Raw genomic sequence first — 16814 nt, forward strand, 5'->3', positions numbered from 1 at the left:
TTTATTGATAATGGTTTTCCACAATGTCAGTACAACTATCACATAACCCAGGATGTGCTTCACTTTTTCCGAGTGAAGGTGCCACAACCCAACAACGCTCACATTTTTCCCCTTCAGCAAAATCAATCTCTACTGTTAAGAAATCATAAGCTTTTGCTGTGTCAGGAGCCTGTGACCTTTCTCCGGCAACAGAAGCTTTTGATGCAATGAAAAGTTTATGAAGGTTAGAAATAGCTTCTAACATATTTTTATCCTCACCATCAGCGTAAATAGTAACATTTGCCTCTAATGATTTTTTTATTCCTTTTTCATTGCGTGCTTCTTCTAGTGCCTTTAAAACATCATCTCTTAATTTCATAAAACGATCCCATTTTTCAAGTAACGCTTCAGATTCCCTAAGATCCTTAACACCCGGCATATCTGTTAACTGAACACTCTCATCAGTAACACCAGGAATAAATGTCCAAACCTCATCAGCAGTATGAGATAGGATCGGCGACATAAGCTTCGTTAATGCGACGAGTGTTTCATACATGACCGTTTGAATGCCACGACGTTCTGGATGATCAGCATGCTGAATATAAAGCGTATCCTTTGCAATATCCATATAGAATGAGCTTAGTTCAATAGTACAGTAATTGTGCACTTTATTATAGACAGAAGCAAATTGGTATTCCTCATAGCCTGCTTTTGCTTCTTTCACTAAGTTGTTCAATTTCACTAACATATACTGGTCTAACTCCGACATATCCTCAAATGCTACTGCATTTTTTGCTGGATCAAAGTCTGCTAAGTTTCCAAGCATAAATCTGAATGTGTTTCTAATCTTACGGTAAACTTCAGCCACTTGCTTTAAGATATTGTCAGAAACACGAACATCTGCTTGATAATCTACAGATGCTACCCACAGGCGTAGGATGTCAGCTCCTAACTGCTTCATCACTTTATCTGGAATTACAACATTCCCGATGGATTTACTCATTTTTCTTCCTTCACCATCGAGGGTGAAACCATGGCTTAAAACACCTTTATATGGCGCTTTTCCTGTAACTGCTACTGCAGTTGACAGTGAGGAGTTAAACCACCCTCTATATTGGTCAGAGCCTTCTAGATATAGGTCAGCTGGACGTTGAAGGTCATCTCGTTCTTCCAATACGGATTGATGGGAGGAACCTGAATCAAACCAAACATCCATAATATCCATCTCTTTTGTAAAAGTTCCGTTTGGACTATGTTCTGAAGTAAATCCTTCCGGAAGGAGGTCTTTCGTTTCCCACTCGAACCAAATATTTGAACCATGTTGACGGAATAAATCAGACACATGATCGATTGTTTCATCATTAATGATTGGCTCCCCATCTTCCCCGTAAAAAATAGGGATCGGAACACCCCATGCACGTTGTCGAGAAATACACCAATCACCACGATCACGTACCATGTTGAAGAGTCTAGTTTCTCCCCATTTTGGAACCCACTTTACTTCGTTAATTTCACGTAACAAATCATCTCTGAAATCTTTAATTGAAGCAAACCACTGTGCTGTTGCACGGAAAATAACCGGTTTTTTTGTTCTCCAGTCATGTGGATAAGAGTGAGTCATAAAGTTTAAGTGAAGCAGTGCCCCAGCTTCCTTTAGTTTTTCAGTAATCGGCTTATTTGCATTATCGTAAAATAATCCTTCAAACATTGGGGCTTCCTCAGTCATAACACCTTTGTCATCAACAGGACATAATACGTCTAAGTTATATTTTTGACCGATAATATAGTCATCTTCCCCGTGTCCTGGTGCAGTATGAACACAACCAGTTCCTGCTTCAAGAGTTACATGATCACCATTCATTACTAATGATTCACGATCATATAATGGGTGTTTCGCAACTGTGTATTCAAGTTCAGACCCTTTCACAGTTTTTAAAACTTCAAAAGATGACCAATCCAATTCTTTTTCAAGCTGCTCAATAAGACCTTGGGCAACAATATATTTTTCATCATTTACTTTTACCACAGCGTAGTCTAATTCTGGGTGAACAGAAATCCCTAAGTTAGCAGGAATTGTCCATGGTGTTGTCGTCCAAATAACATATTTTTCATCACCATCGAGAACTCCTTTACCATCAACAACATCGAATGCAACATATATAGATGGTGATCGCTTGTCATGATATTCAATTTCTGCTTCAGCAAGGGCAGACTCAGAAGATGGAGACCAGTACACTGGCTTTTTCCCTTTATAAATATAGCCCTTCTTGGCCATGTCACCAAATACTCTAATCTGTTGCGCTTCGTACTCATGAGTTAAAGTAACATACGGATTGTCCCAGTCACCACGGACACCAAGTCGCTTAAATTGCTCTCTTTGGTTGTCGATCTGTTGAAGAGCATATTCCTCACATTTTTTACGGAATTCAGCTACCGTCAATTTCTTACGGTCTACCTTCCCTTTTTTCGTTAGTGCAGTTTCGATTGGTAGACCATGCGTATCCCAACCAGGCACATAAGGAGCATTATAACCTGTCATTGACTTATAGCGAACGATAAAGTCTTTTAATATCTTGTTTAGTGCATGCCCCATATGGATATCTCCATTAGCATATGGAGGCCCGTCATGAAGAACAAACATTGGTCTTCCAGCAGTTCTTTCTTGCACTTTTTCGTAAATTTTCTTGTTTTCCCATTCTTCCTGCATTTTTGGTTCACGATTTGGTAAGTTTCCTCTCATTGGAAACTCCGTTTTCGGCATTAGTAGCGTGTCTTTATAATCCATCGACCGCTCCTCCTTTAATATTTAATTTTGGTATTTGTTTTGGTTAACAGTAACCTTACAATGTTTTGGTCAGACCATCTTGCAATTCAATTGCACCATGGACGATGAGAAAGTTTGATTTCTATATTTTGTTAGAACAAACGGAGGTCTACTAGGTAACTGTCTCTTCCTCTTCTAGCAAATGCTATGAAGCAAAAGAAAATAAAAAAACCCTCTCATCCGAAAGGGACGAGAAGGATTACCCGCGGTACCACCCTAATAAGTAAAAGAATTCTTCACCTTTACTCACTTAAGTATTCCGTAACGTGGAATAATACGGCACATCCTAGTAATAATTGTTCAGTGTGCAACTCCAGGGTGATTTTCCATGAGTACTCTGCATCAGGCTCTCACCATCCCTGATTCGCTTTAGCTTCCATACAAATGTACTTTCCCTATCCTTGTTGTTATAATATTTAAAACCATTATAGCCATTAATAAATATGATTAGACAAGATAATGTCAGAAAATCTTATTAAAGTATATGATAATTACAAATAAAGCGTCAAGCTAATTTATGCATTTTCGTATTCATTATCAGAATAATGTCTGTCTGAGTCTTCCTCTGGCTTACTGATATCGTCCCATTCCTCTGTATTAAGAAGTTCTAATTGAGCCTCTATCAACATTTTAAAACGTGTACGGTAAACAGATGCCTGTTTTTTCAGTTCTTCTACTTCCATGGCTACTTTTCTTGATTTTGCCAAAGCTTCGTTTATAATTCTGTCTGCGTTCTTCTCAGATTCTTTAATGATTAGTTTTGCTTCTTTTTCTGCGTTACGTTTCACATCTTCAGCAGTTTCCTGTGCGATTAAAATGGATTTATTTAAAGTAGTTTCAATGTTTGAGAAATGACCAAGTTTTTCTTCTAATTCATTTACTCGATCAAATAGTTCTTTTTTCTCTCGAATTACCATTTCATAATCTTTAATTACTTGATCTAAAAACTCGTTTACTTCATCTTCATCATATCCACGGAAGCCTCTTGTAAATTCTTTATTATGAATATCTAACGGCGTTAACGGCATTAGAACCACCTCCACATTATTGTAAATTCATTAATTAGGTAAGTATATTTTCGACATAAGATTGGTATATACCTTCTTATGTGACATTTTATTTTGGAGCGCGTATTTGAATCCGCCATTTATCTTTTCGAGTCTTACCTTCAATAGCATCGATTTCACATCTTCCTTTTCCACGTACAGATACAACATCCTTTTCCTGTAGTGAAAAACTGGGATCAACCACAACCTTCCAGTTCACTTTTACCAAGTTTGATTCAATGAAAGGCTTTACCTTAGATCTGGATAGCTTGTATACCTCAGATATAATTGTGTCTAGTCGAAGTGAAGAAACAGTGACATCTTGATAAGTATATTCGTCACTTGGACGTATGATTTCTTCTATTTTTATTGGTTCAAGAGATATTTTAGCTTTACCAACAGAAGTTAAATTCCATTCTGTAAAATCGGCTATCTCATTTGCAACTATAATTTGAAAACGTTCACCATCGGTTATAATATCACCGAACTTTTCACGCTTTAGCCCGATATTCATGAGTGCACCTAATATATGTCTATGTTCAATAGTGACAAATTTAGTTGGATAGTTGAGCTCAAAAGGTACGATCTCAAAATCAGAATTTTCTGGTTCATAATAGGAAGGATATAATAAACATCGCTTTCGTTCCGAGAGGTCATGCCCGCCCCAAAAGGAAACTTTCATTTCATCATGTTGTCCAATAATGGATCGGACGATTTCCTGCTGTCTAGGATCTAAAAAATCCGTAAGCTTTGGACGATATTGATCAAGGACTATCGTTTTCCACTCTAGCACTTGATCAACGAAGGGATGCTCTTCCTTTCTAAAGTGCATATATAAACTCATTCAAGTACACTCCGATTTTATTGTAGTAAACTGAAAATGAAGTTTACCCCATTTGTTGAGAATCTTAATACTAAAATAGCTACAATAGGCGAAATATCTAACATCCCAATGGGAGGTATTATCTGCCTAAATGGCGCTAAATACGGTTCAACTAACTTCGCAACAATCTGTCCAAAAGAGGATTCCCTTGCATTGGGGAACCAGGACATAAATATGTAAACGAGGCAAAGTAGTGAATATAAAATAATGATTTGATTGATAGCATAATTTAAAGTGCTAAGCATTACATTTCATTCCTTCCATTTTTTCGTCTAGTCATGAAGCATTTCTGAAATGGAACCAGTCACATCCACGTTATCAGGGGTACATAAAAAGATATTGCTACCTAGCTTTTGTATGTTACCCCCGACAGCATACACTGTACCACTTATAAAATCAACAATCCTCTTGGCTTGATCGTGGGGGAGGCGCTGTAAATTAATAACGACAGATTTACGATTCTTTAGGTGATCGGCTATTTCCTGCACTTCATCATAACTGTGAGGTTCAATCAACATCACCTTAGCTTGTGTTTGAATGCTTGTAAGACTTACAACATTATTTTTATCCCGCTCACCTTTATAATCGTGGGATTGATCAACTCCTCGGTGATCTTCCATTTCAACTTCTGTATATTCATCTTCTAATTCAAAAAAACGTTTGAATTTGCCCTTTAGTCCCATTAATATCACCCCACTAGGTTATTCATACATATAATTAGTTTTTTCCCACTAAAGCGGATCCAACACGAATGTATGTGGCTCCTTCTTCAACAGCTACCACGTAATCATTCGACATTCCCATGGATAATTCATGGCATGGAGCATGTGTCCACTCTTTACTAACAATATCATCTCTTAATTCTCTTAATCTCCTGAAGTATGGACGAACTGTTTCAGGGTCCTCTACAAATGGTGCCATCGTCATAAGCCCTACTACTTCAATAGACGGATAACTACCTAGTTTCTCTATAAATTCAATCGTTTCTTCAGGAGACAAACCAGATTTACTTCCTTCCCCTGAAACATTTACCTGGACAAAGCACTTAATTCTCTTATCTTCAGGGGCCCTTTTATTTATTTCCTTTGCTAGAGATAATCGGTCAAGGGAGTGTATGTACTGGAATTTATCAATCATTTGTTTTACTTTTTTGGACTGTAAATTACCAATGAAGTGCCAAGTGCCTCGACTACCAAGGGCTTCCCACTTATCTACCCCTTCCTCTACACGATTTTCCCCAATATGTTCTATTCCTGCATCCAACACTTGTTCTGTCGTACTAGTGTCTACATATTTTGTAACGGCAACTACATGAACGTGTTCTGCTGCTGCATCACAACGTTTTTGTGCAGCAACAATAGTTGCTCTAATATCATTCATTCGATGCATAATTGACACTGCAAGTTCTCCTTCCAATCTTTACGATATTTCAACAAACTTTTTACCTATATCATTATCATAATGAATCTTTCACCATCAATCAATGATTATCCATAATACGACACATTTTTTTATTTTAGATCTACCGTGAATATAGTTATCATATGTTGGTGTTCGCTACAGTCCATTCCCTTTCACGCAAGGTACAAGTGCGACATCTGCTCATTCTTCGCAGTGTCTTCTTTGCCGTGGGGGGCTGGTTGAGGTAATAAACAAACCTCAGCCGCCATGGGTGAGGTTGTTTAACTATTAATCATCATCGTCACTCGGTTGTCCTGGTCCTTGATATCTTACGAGTACTACATCTGACCCTATTTTTACAATATTTTTCCAAGGAATGATCACTTCTTCCTCTGTCCGATTGAATAAGCTTTTCATCCTGCCGCCACCTAGAACGATTGCCTCAACTTTTCCCGTCTCTAAATTAATATCTAAATCTGATATATGACCTAGTAGCCTACCGTCTGACAAGCTTACAATATCCTTTGATTGGATATCCGATATTTTTAGCATTCCCATTTCCCCCTTCCCATTCAATACAGTCTATGCACAACTTGTTTCTCTTATTTCCTTCTATTTTCGAAATCTTCCTATAAGTAGGGTTGTTGGCTTGAAATCTTGTCTTCTCACTATCCACGGACAGGGTGCCTCCTCCAAATTTCCTCGACGCTATATATTCCGAAGCATATGCTAAAGAACAAGAGTAAGAAACTCGCGTGAGATAGGAGCTCGATCGAACGCGAAATTGAACAAAATCATGAATCTCGCGTGAGATTGACCGTTAATCGAACGCGAAATTGAACAAAATCATGAAACTCGCGTGAGATCGACTGCTTATCGAACGCGAAATTGAGCAAAAGTAAGAATCTCGCGTGAGATTAACTGCTTATCGAACGCGAAATTGAACAAAATCATGAATCTCGCGTGAGATTAACTGCTCATCGAACGCGAAATTGAGCAAAAGTAAGAATCTCGCGTGAGATTAACTGCTTATCGAACGCGAAATTGAACAAAATCATGAATCTCGCGTGAGATTAACTGCTCATCGAACGCGAAATTGAGCAAAAGTAAGAATCTCGCGTGAGATTAACTGCTTATCGAACGCGAAATTGAACAAAATCATGAATCTCGCGTGAGATTAACTGCTCATCGAACGCGAAATTGAGCAAAAGTAAGAATCTCGCGTGAGATTAACTGCTTATCGAACGCGAAATTGAACAAAATCATGAATCTCGCGTGAGATTAACTGCTCATCGAACGCGAAATTGAGCAAAAGTAAGAATCTCGCGTGAGATTAACTGCTTATCGAACGCGAAATTGAACAAAATCATGAATCTCGCGTGAGATTAACTGCTCATCGAACGCGAAATTGAGCAAAAGTAAGAATCTCGCGTGAGATTAACTGCTTATCGAACGCGAAATTGAACAAAATCATGAATCTCGCGTGAGATTAACTGCTCATCGAACGCGAAATTGAGCAAAAGTAAGAATCTCGCGTGAGATTAACTGCTTATCGAACGCGAAATTGAACAAAATCATGAATCTCGCGTGAGATTAACTGCTCATCGAACGCGAAATTGAGCAAAAGTAAGAATCTCGCGTGAGATTAACTGCTTATCGAACGCGAAATTGAACAAAATCATGAATCTCGCGTGAGATTAACTGCTCATCGAACGCGAAATTGAGCAAAAGTAAGAATCTCGCGTGAGATTAACTGCTTATCGAACGCGAAATTGAACAAAATCATGAATCTCGCGTGAGATTAACTGCTCATCGAACGCGAAATTGAGCAAAAGTAAGAATCTCGCGTGAGATTAACTGCTTATCGAACGCGAAATTGAACAAAATCATGAATCTCGCGTGAGATTAACTGCTCATCGAACGCGAAATTGAGCAAAAGTAAGAATCTCGCGTGAGATTAACTGCTTATCGAACGCGAAATTGAACAAAATCATGAATCTCGCGTGAGATTAACTGCTTATCGAACGCGAAATTGAACAAAATCATGAAACTCGCGTGAGATCGACTGCTTATCGAACGCGAAATTGAGCAAAATCAAGAAACTCGCGTGAGATTAACTGCTTATCGAACGCGAAATTGAACAAAATCATGAAACTCGCGTGAGATTAACTGCTTATCGAACGCGAAAATGAACAAAATCATGAATCTCGCGTGAGATTAACTGCTTATCGAACGCGAAATTGAGCAAAAGTAAGAATCTCGCGTGAAATTGACTGCTTATCGAACGCAAAAATGAACAAGAGTATGAATCTCGCGTAAGATACCAAGCTAGTAAATATATTTAATCACTCCACTACTATGCTTCACCACCATAACCCCCTACACATATATTAATCCACGAGTTACCCACAATTCGATTAATTTATAATTTACGGCTAAACAATAAAAAAAGAGGCAATCCTGGCCACATATGATGTGACTAGGACTGCCTCTATGTAAAAGTCATTCTTTTGCGTGTTTATTCATTTGTTGAATTGCCGCTTTCTCCAGACGGGATACCTGTGCTTGAGATATACCAATCTCATCGGCCACTTCCATTTGTGTTTTCCCTTGGAAAAACCTCATGTCTAAGATCATCTTTTCCCTATCGTTTAAGCGTATCATCGCTTCTTTTAATGCTATTTCCTCAATCCATTGAATATCTTTTTGCTTGTCATCACTAATTTGATCCATTACATAAATCGGGTCTCCCCCATCATTGTAGATTGGCTCAAATAAGGAAACAGGATCTTGAATAGCATCTAATGCAAAAACGATATCTTCTTTTGGAACATCCAGCACCTTGGCGATTTCCTGTACTGTCGGCTCCCGTTCACGACTTTTTTCACTCATTAAATTGTCTCTTACTTGAAGTGCTTTGTAAGCAATATCTCGAAGTGACCTAGAAACACGAATCGGGTTATTGTCCCTCAGGTACCTTCGAATTTCACCAATAATCATTGGTACTGCATATGTGGAAAACTTAACGTTTTGGCTTAAATCAAAATTATCAATGGATTTCATTAATCCAATACAGCCGACTTGAAATAAGTCATCCACATATTCACCGCGATTATTAAACCGCTGAATTACGCTTAAAACGAGACGTAGATTTCCATTAACGAGTTTTTCCCTCGCATCTTCATCCCCGTTTTGCATTTGTTCAAAGAGAATTCTCATCTCTTTGTTTTTTAACACTGGTAATTTTGATGTGTCTACTCCACAAATTTCTACTTTATTGCGAGTCAATGTCTTCCCTCCCAACAGGAGCTGATGTACAAGATTAAGTATCTCCTTGAGAGGGAAATTTATGCAGAGCTTCCTCATCATAAAAAGGCTTGAAAATCCTTCAAGCCTTGTCATGACTAGTAAAAAGCACTACAACATTTTATTAAATTCTTTTCTTAGTCTTTTTATTATCCTTTTCTCCAGTCGCGAAATATATGATTGGGATATTCCAAGCATATCAGCTACATCCTTTTGTGTCTTCTCTTCATCACCAGCAAGCCCAAATCGAAGTTCCATAATTTGTTTTTCCCTATCGTTCAAGGTCTCAAGGGACTTTATAAGGAGCTTACGGTCCACCTTGTCCTCAATTCCCTTTGTAATGATATCTTCTTCCGTACCGAGTACATCTGATAATAATAACTCATTACCATCCCAATCAATGTTTAGTGGCTCGTCAAATGACACTTCTGAACGTATCTTATTGTTTCTCCTTAAATACATTAAAATTTCATTTTCAATACAACGAGATGCATAAGTTGCTAATTTAATTTTCTTTTCTGGATCGAATGTATTAACAGCTTTAATTAAACCTATTGTGCCTATACTAATTAAATCTTCAATGTTTATACCAGTATTCTCGAACTTTCTTGCTATATAGACAACGAGTCGCAGGTTTCTTTCTATCAGAACTGAACGTACAGAATCATCTCCATTCGGGAGCTTCTTAAGCAAATAAGCCTCCTCTTCTTTTGAGAGAGGTGGTGGAAGTGCTTCACTTCCGCCTATGTAATATACTTCATCAGATTTAATTCCAAGCTTTGCTAATAATTTATACCACCATATTTTCATTCTTAACTTCCATGTTTTCACGTATGTTTCCCCCTTATTGAAATTGAGTATTCCACCTTTAGTAGTTATGAAGATTGCCTTTTCTGCTGCATCATCTTAGGGTTCAATAAACAGTTGTAATCATTTCGATCTGATAAAGCTGTATAACTTAAACCCACTAGTACATGGGAACATATATGTGGTAATTCATTCTCGTAAACGACTACCTCATCGGGTTTAATTGCCCACAAATAACGTTGCTTTTCTCCCACAGTCCGAAATGGCACCATTGTCATTTTTCCTTCGAAGCCATCAGGAATTTGTTCATCTGCAACAAGGGACTTTTTAGTTAAATTAACGATAGAATCTGGGAATTGATTTCCCACGTCTGTCATATCTATAATCATGACAGAACGTCTTGTTAATGGGTCCTCTAATCGATTGCCACTATCAACAAACCCTTTCAGAAATAGCTCAATACCAGCTACTTTTATTCGAACTGGGTATATTTGATCGTATCGAATCTTTTCCGTTTCTATTGATTCAAAACGTTGTCTTGAATAATAGTAAATTATCGGAAAACCGATGACGACAAATAACCAGCTAATGGGGCTTCCAAATCCACTTGTATGTGTGGCAAATGTACCTTGAATAAAGCTTGTATCTGTTTTTAAGAAAAAGTGTAGTCCTAGTAGACCACCTCCTACAGCGAAATTAACAAAATAGAATGTCAACCAGGCTTGGAAAAATAGTTTAAAACGTTTAAATCCAAAGCTGGCGAGTATTATTATTATGGAGTACATTGTCTTGATAACTGGGTGCATTGCGTAAGGCTCTATAGGTGTAAATAAAAAAAGAACATAGAGGGACGCAATAAAACCACCTAATAAGAGACGAAGTCTACTAACTCTTCTTTTTAAAACTATGGCTGTCAGTGAAATAAGTAATACATCAACTAAAAAGTTTAATAGCCAAATAATATCTAAATAGATTTGCAAGGTAGCCACCGTCCGAATGGAATTTGAACCTAGTATATCTTATGAGGTAAGTTAAGTGTGTCACTATTTGCCATGAAAAAGGGACTTATTTTGACTATTTTTCAAAATTATTGTCATTGGAAGTAAAAGGGGAGTGAAAAAAATTTATTTATGAAAGTATTCCAAGATTAAATAGATGTAGGAGAGAAAAATAGTTAGTTATTGAAAAGCATAAAAAAAGCCCCTGATTTATTCAGAGACTTTTAATAATCATCTTTTAACTATATTAAGTTCTTTTACGACGGTTTCTTAAAAATGTAGGGATATCTAAAGTATCCACTTCATCATCATTAGTTGACTTTTTAGCTGTACGTGTTTCCGTTTCTTGGTTCTTACTTTCTGGTCTACCTGTCGAGACAGGTTTGGTTCTATTAATGGCTGTTGGGCGACTTGCTGAAGGCTTTTCAGCACCCTGTACTTCGTCAAATCCAGTTGCAATTACAGTAACGACAATTTCATCTTTAAGATCTTCATTAATGACAGATCCAAAAATCATATTGACTTCGCTATCTGATGCAGATGAAACAATTTCCGCTGCTTCATGTACTTCAAATAAACTCAAGTTTGATCCTCCAGTGATATTCATAAGAACCCCTTGAGCCCCTTCAATTGAAGTTTCAAGTAAAGGAGAAGAAATGGCTTTCTTTGCAGCTTCTGCAGCACGACTTTCACCTGTAGCTACACCTATCCCCATTAAAGCTGAACCTTTTTCACTCATAATAGTTTTCACATCTGCAAAGTCTAAGTTAATTAGACCTGGAACTGCTATTAAGTCTGAAATACCTTGTACACCCTGTCTTAAAACATTGTCCGCTTCCCTAAACGCTTCTAACATCGGAGTGTTCTTATCTACAATTTCAAGGAGACGATCGTTCGGAATTACGATTAATGTATCTACTTTTTCCTTCAGAGAGGAAATCCCACCGCCTGCTTGCATCATTCGCTTACGACCTTCGAATGTAAATGGTCTAGTCACTACACCTACCGTTAGTGCACCAGCATCCTTTGCTATTTCAGCTATTACAGGGGCTGCACCTGTTCCAGTACCTCCGCCCATACCAGCAGTAATAAATACCATATCAGAGCCATGCAGTATCTCCTCAAGCTGTTCACGGCTTTCTTCTGCTGCCTTTTTTCCAACTTCCGGATTTGCACCTGCACCTAAACCTCGAGTCAATTTACCGCCTAGTTGCAGTTTTGTCTCCGCTTTTGATAAATGTAGAGCTTGCGCATCTGTGTTCACTGCTATGAATTCTACACCTTGTAAGCCGTTTTCAATCATTCGGTTAACAGCGTTACTACCGCCGCCACCTACACCGATAACCTTTATAGTTGCTAATTGATCCATGTCCATTTCAAATTCCAACATTTCCGATCCCCCAATCCTTCCTTGGTTCAAACATTATTCAAAAAACACCTTAAATAAACTCTTAACCTTCTTTTTCACGTCTGGTCCTTCTTTTGGCTGCCTTACTTTAGAAGGCTTGTCTTTCTTTTCAGTTCTCTCATTAGGTCCTTCAGATAGGGGAGCCACACCAGCAGCTATCTCTTTCCCCTGAATTCTAGAATTTCTGTGGGCAAAAGTGATTAAGCCTACTCCATTTGTATATTGAGGTTCTCTTACCCCAATATAATCTGGAATTGCTATGCGGACATTTTTTTGAAGTACCTCTCTTGCTAATTCTAAAACACCTGGTATCTTTACTGTACCACCTGTTAAAACGTATCCACCTGGTACATCATGATAACCTAAACGCTGAATTTCTTTTAATGATAGCAAAAACATTTCTTCCATCCTAGGTTCAATGATGTTTGCTAATTGCCATTGAGAGAATTCTTGTTTTTGATCACTACCAATCTCCGAAACTTCGAATGTTTCATCATCGGAGGCATGATCTATAAAAGCATGTCCAAAGTCTTGCTTCACCTTTTCCGCTTCATCTGTGGAGGTACGAAGTCCAACTGATATATCATTTGTAATATGGTCTCCACCTATAGGTATTTGCCTTGTACCTTGTAGTGTACCATTTTCAAACACAGAAACGGTAGTGGAACCTCCACCCATATCTATCATAACGACTCCAAGGCTCTTTTCATCCTTCGACAAGGCAATTGTTCCAGCTGCTAAAGGCTGTAGGGCTATATCTGCAACATTTAATCCTGCTTTACCTACGCAGCGCAATACGTTATGTAGCATTGTCCTTGAACCAGTTATAATTGTACCTTCCATTTCCAGGCGAACGCCAATCATTCCACGGGGATCATTTATTTCATCTAACCCATCAACGATAAATTGTTTTGGAATGATATCAATAATCTCCCTTTCAGGAGGAATTGATACAACTTGTGCAGCGTCAAATACTCTGTTTACATCCTCATCACCAATTTCGCGATCTTCACTAGAAACTGCTACGACACCGTGACAAGGCTGTAATTGCACATGGTTTCCTGTCACGCCTACAATTACATTTTCGATGGAGAGTCCAATCATTCTTTCCGCTTTCTCCACAGCAGTTCGAATAGAATTTACTGTTTTATCTATATCGACGATGGAACCTTTCTTAATTCCCTCTGATTCTGTTTCCCCAACTCCAATGATATTTAGCGTTCCGTTCGTCATTTCACCAATTACAACACGAACAGACGATGTGCCGATATCTAGTGTTACGTAAATGTCATGGTTGTTCATTGGTTGGCACCTCCTTCAATCCTGCTCCCTTAAACTTTTTTAAATTTGATAATTTTTAAATTTAATTCAAATATAGCAAATAAAATTGTTTCATCTTCCATGGTGAAAATTTCCACATGGATGTCTACCATGAAAATAGCAATTTTCATTTCACTATAATAAAAATACCTTATAATTTCTAATTCTTAAATAGGTCTTCTATGTCATTGTGAAAGCTTTATGAAGAATATTCAACATATACCACCTATTCACCTTCTTTTTCAATGGATTTTAAAGGAAAAAGGAAAGGAAATTCTAGATTTATTGAGTTTCCTTTCTATCTTTTCCCTTTGAAAACCATGAATCAAGCAGAATTCGTCGAATTAAGGCGATATTGTGAAATAATCTAACCCCAAAAGCAAAAACTGCTGCTAAATATAAGTCTACACCAAGATGGACACCTAGAAAAGCTAAACCCGCAGCTAAAGCAATATTTGTAAAAAATCCTGTTAAAAATACTTTTTCATTAAAGACATTTTCAAGGTGTGCTCGAACCCCTCCAAATAAAGTATCTAGTGCTGCTAATACTGCTATCGATAAGTAACTAGAGTACGCATCTGGGATTCTAAATTCTGTAAATAAACCTAGAAAAATTCCTATTAGTAGTCCTAATATCGGAAGCCACATTCCTACGAATCCTCCTTTATGGGATTCATATACCTGACCCTTAATGTATTTCCATAAGGAGGTAGTTTAACATAATTGATTGGCGTTACTTCTAAATTAAAATTTTCATAAGAAAAGAATTCCCTTGATTGAGAAGCCATCACAGCATGATGTAAATCCTCAGGAGCATTAGTAAGAACTTTAATGGTTAGGGGAAACTGAGTCATTCTACTACCATTAATTAATGTAACCCCATTTACTTCACGAATAGGGGTAGTGGTAATTATTCTTTCATTGCCAACAGCAACCTCAATTGCTCCAGACATATTTAATTCATTTAACAACATTCTTAATAAATATGGAGGTACAGTACGTATCGCTCCTCCTTCATAACTTTCATCAAATATGGGCTTCACTTCAATAATGATCCCCGGACCACCCATTTCTGTTAGTCCAGCTTGTTCTCTTAATTCCTCAATTGCATCAAGCATTACATCTTCCACATCCTCAGTTTGCTGCAACTGATACAATAACTCTAATTGTCGATCGATCTCCCGATTCAATTCAGCCTGTCTTTCTTTTTCTGTCGTAAGAGCTTGTCTCAATTCAAATAGGCTTCTTGTATCTCGTTCAGGTTCATTCGTTGTTTGAAATTGAACTGCTATCATAAAACCTATAATGAATGTAACAATAGTAAAGATGACTATTATTCTGTTTTTCATTAGCTTTCCCCTCTTTCGGAGAAATAAGGCTCTAGTACAATCTCATTTTTCTTTTCAATTCTAACTTCAATATTATCACTTAATAACCTATCCTTTACACCACCTACCATGTTAATAGCTTCATTTAATGTTTCACTATCACCCAAAGCTGTTATTTCAAACGGTGCAAAAGATATATGACCATCCACCTCTATTACTGGGCCAATACATTGGATATAAGATTGACTATTAATTCTGTGACCATTTATAGCAATCGCTTCAGCCCCTGTAACAAGTAACTCATCAATTAACATTCGAATATGCTGTTCGTGAACGATGTAATTATTTGGGTTTTCCCCTTCGACATATTCAGAGTCATTAAGGGTGACAGATAATCCTTCTCCCACGACTCCTACGTTTCCAGTTATCATCCTTAAACGGTCTAGGTCTTCCACTAGGTTGAAATACCTTGTCTGCTGATTTACAATTTCCTCTTCAAATTCTGTAAGTTGGTTTTGTATATCACGTAACTCTTCAGTTAAACTTCTATTGACCATCTGCTCCATTAAAATTTGATCTCGCAGCTCATCCTCTTCTCGCCATTGTGAGCCATTTGTTTGGTTTGCTGCAGAATTTAGATTTGTAAATTGGTAACTTAATGCAACGATAAAGCCACTAACAAGTAAAACAAGGGAAAGGATCACGTGACTACCCTTCACTTTCACCTTCTTCTTCCTCCTCAACTTTAGTGCTTTCAAAATATGGATTCATTCGCATATGTACAATACCTTCTTCACCTGGTTCCAATTGCTCAACAACGGATGGGTATGGTGCAAGCCTTTCTGAGAAACGACGGATTGTTGAATGCACAACAAATCCATCATTCATAAATAGTACTAGCCTTGATGCATCGTTCTCAACTGGTGCATGATATATCTCAGAAATGCGCTCCCTTAATGATATGGGCATTAGAGATAATTCCTTTGCAATTTCCTTTTTACTATCTTCATCATGAAAATCAAAAAGTAATGGTGCATCATGTGGTGCTGAAACAACATGGTCTATTTCAGATAAAATATGGCCTGTCTCTAACAAAGGAAAATAAGTACCTTCAGAAGCTAAATAACCTATTCTTTCATACTCAGATAAATTAATGATGACTGTATTCGGCCACCTTCTATTTATTTCCAATGAAGCGATTTCTGGACGTGTTAATTTTTCTATGATTGCCTCTTCATTTATGCGCCACATGCTTACTTCAGGTATTAATTCTGAATTAGTTATGATCCAATTTGTACTGATGTATTCATTGCCTTCCACTTCCACTGTTTTCACATGACTAAAGGAAGATTGAAAATACATGACTATAGTCATTAAGAGAAAGAAAACAGATATATATAGTATTAGACGACGATTTGCCCGTTGGCGTCTCCGTTCCTTAAATGTAGGGATCCGCTCATCAAGTTCCACAACCTTCTTATTCTTCATTGGTCTTTCCTCCATTGTATAGCAAG

General features: G+C 37.6%; 16 protein-coding genes and 1 other annotated feature. All 16 genes read right to left on the minus strand.

Translation table 11 applies throughout. From position 1 onward, the window contains the following. Nucleotide 1: 1 nt before the first annotated feature. The 16 genes from ileS to BW724_RS13935 all read right to left on the minus strand — a co-directional run bounded on the left by ileS (nucleotide 2) and on the right by BW724_RS13935 (nucleotide 16788). On the minus strand, nucleotides 2-2764 hold the full coding sequence (gene ileS / locus BW724_RS13860) for an isoleucine--tRNA ligase (RefSeq protein WP_088075782.1): 2763 nt from the start codon (nucleotides 2762-2764) through the stop codon (nucleotides 2-4). 221 nt (nucleotides 2765-2985) lie between these two features. Beyond that, nucleotides 2986-3214 (minus strand) — a binding site (T-box leader). A gap of 104 nt (nucleotides 3215-3318) precedes the next feature. Further along, nucleotides 3319-3831 (minus strand): DivIVA domain-containing protein, encoded by a 513-nt coding sequence (locus tag BW724_RS13865; RefSeq protein WP_088075783.1) that lies wholly within the window; start codon nucleotides 3829-3831, stop codon nucleotides 3319-3321. Between the two features lie 88 nt (nucleotides 3832-3919). Next, complete coding sequence (locus BW724_RS13870) at nucleotides 3920-4693, minus strand: YlmH family RNA-binding protein (RefSeq protein WP_088075784.1); 774 nt, start codon at nucleotides 4691-4693, stop codon at nucleotides 3920-3922. Nucleotides 4694-4710: 17 nt separating this feature from the next. Next, the gene (locus BW724_RS13875; RefSeq protein WP_088075785.1) at nucleotides 4711-4977 is read right to left on the minus strand and encodes a YggT family protein; all 267 of its coding nucleotides are present in this window, start codon (nucleotides 4975-4977) and stop codon (nucleotides 4711-4713) included. Between the two features lie 27 nt (nucleotides 4978-5004). Next, a complete protein-coding gene (locus tag BW724_RS13880) occupies nucleotides 5005-5415 on the minus strand; it encodes a cell division protein SepF (RefSeq protein ID WP_088075786.1) in 411 nt (136 codons plus the stop codon). Nucleotides 5416-5449: 34 nt separating this feature from the next. Beyond that, nucleotides 5450-6130, minus strand: coding sequence for a YggS family pyridoxal phosphate-dependent enzyme (locus BW724_RS13885; RefSeq protein WP_268876152.1), 681 nt, complete (start codon nucleotides 6128-6130; stop codon nucleotides 5450-5452). A 291-nt stretch (nucleotides 6131-6421) separates the two neighbouring features. Further along, nucleotides 6422-6685: a YlmC/YmxH family sporulation protein gene (locus tag BW724_RS13890; RefSeq protein ID WP_088075787.1), complete on the minus strand. Its 264-nt coding sequence runs from the start codon at nucleotides 6683-6685 to the stop codon at nucleotides 6422-6424. 1950 nt (nucleotides 6686-8635) lie between these two features. After that, on the minus strand, nucleotides 8636-9499 hold the full coding sequence (sigG, locus tag BW724_RS13895; protein ID WP_205160391.1) for an RNA polymerase sporulation sigma factor SigG: 864 nt from the start codon (nucleotides 9497-9499) through the stop codon (nucleotides 8636-8638). A 51-nt stretch (nucleotides 9500-9550) separates the two neighbouring features. Next, a complete protein-coding gene (gene sigE, locus BW724_RS13900) occupies nucleotides 9551-10270 on the minus strand; it encodes an RNA polymerase sporulation sigma factor SigE (protein ID WP_088075789.1) in 720 nt (239 codons plus the stop codon). Between the two features lie 44 nt (nucleotides 10271-10314). Next, complete coding sequence (gene spoIIGA, locus BW724_RS13905; RefSeq protein WP_176371415.1) at nucleotides 10315-11226, minus strand: sigma-E processing peptidase SpoIIGA; 912 nt, start codon at nucleotides 11224-11226, stop codon at nucleotides 10315-10317. A gap of 265 nt (nucleotides 11227-11491) precedes the next feature. After that, nucleotides 11492-12634, minus strand: coding sequence for a cell division protein FtsZ (gene ftsZ, locus BW724_RS13910; protein WP_088075791.1), 1143 nt, complete (start codon nucleotides 12632-12634; stop codon nucleotides 11492-11494). 33 nt (nucleotides 12635-12667) lie between these two features. Then, the gene (gene ftsA, locus BW724_RS13915; protein WP_088075792.1) at nucleotides 12668-13954 is read right to left on the minus strand and encodes a cell division protein FtsA; all 1287 of its coding nucleotides are present in this window, start codon (nucleotides 13952-13954) and stop codon (nucleotides 12668-12670) included. Between the two features lie 300 nt (nucleotides 13955-14254). Beyond that, nucleotides 14255-14620 carry a small basic family protein gene (locus BW724_RS13920; RefSeq protein WP_088075793.1) on the minus strand — a complete coding sequence of 122 codons (366 nt, stop codon included), beginning with the start codon at nucleotides 14618-14620 and terminating at the stop codon, nucleotides 14255-14257. A 2-nt stretch (nucleotides 14621-14622) separates the two neighbouring features. After that, nucleotides 14623-15321 (minus strand): DUF881 domain-containing protein, encoded by a 699-nt coding sequence (locus BW724_RS13925; RefSeq protein ID WP_088075794.1) that lies wholly within the window; start codon nucleotides 15319-15321, stop codon nucleotides 14623-14625. Further along, on the minus strand, nucleotides 15321-16025 hold the full coding sequence (locus tag BW724_RS13930; RefSeq protein ID WP_088075795.1) for a DUF881 domain-containing protein: 705 nt from the start codon (nucleotides 16023-16025) through the stop codon (nucleotides 15321-15323). Before BW724_RS13930 ends, BW724_RS13925 begins: the two co-directional genes overlap by 1 nt. Continuing rightward, entirely contained in the window at nucleotides 16009-16788 is a 780-nt protein-coding gene (locus BW724_RS13935; RefSeq protein ID WP_088075796.1) for a cell division protein FtsQ/DivIB, read from the minus strand. The genes BW724_RS13930 and BW724_RS13935 overlap by 17 nt, the downstream gene beginning before the upstream one ends. Nucleotides 16789-16814: the final 26 nt, after the last annotated feature.

This window comes from Litchfieldia alkalitelluris (assembly GCF_002153425.1).
Classification (GTDB): Bacteria; Bacillota; Bacilli; order Bacillales; family Salisediminibacteriaceae; genus Evansella; species Evansella alkalicola.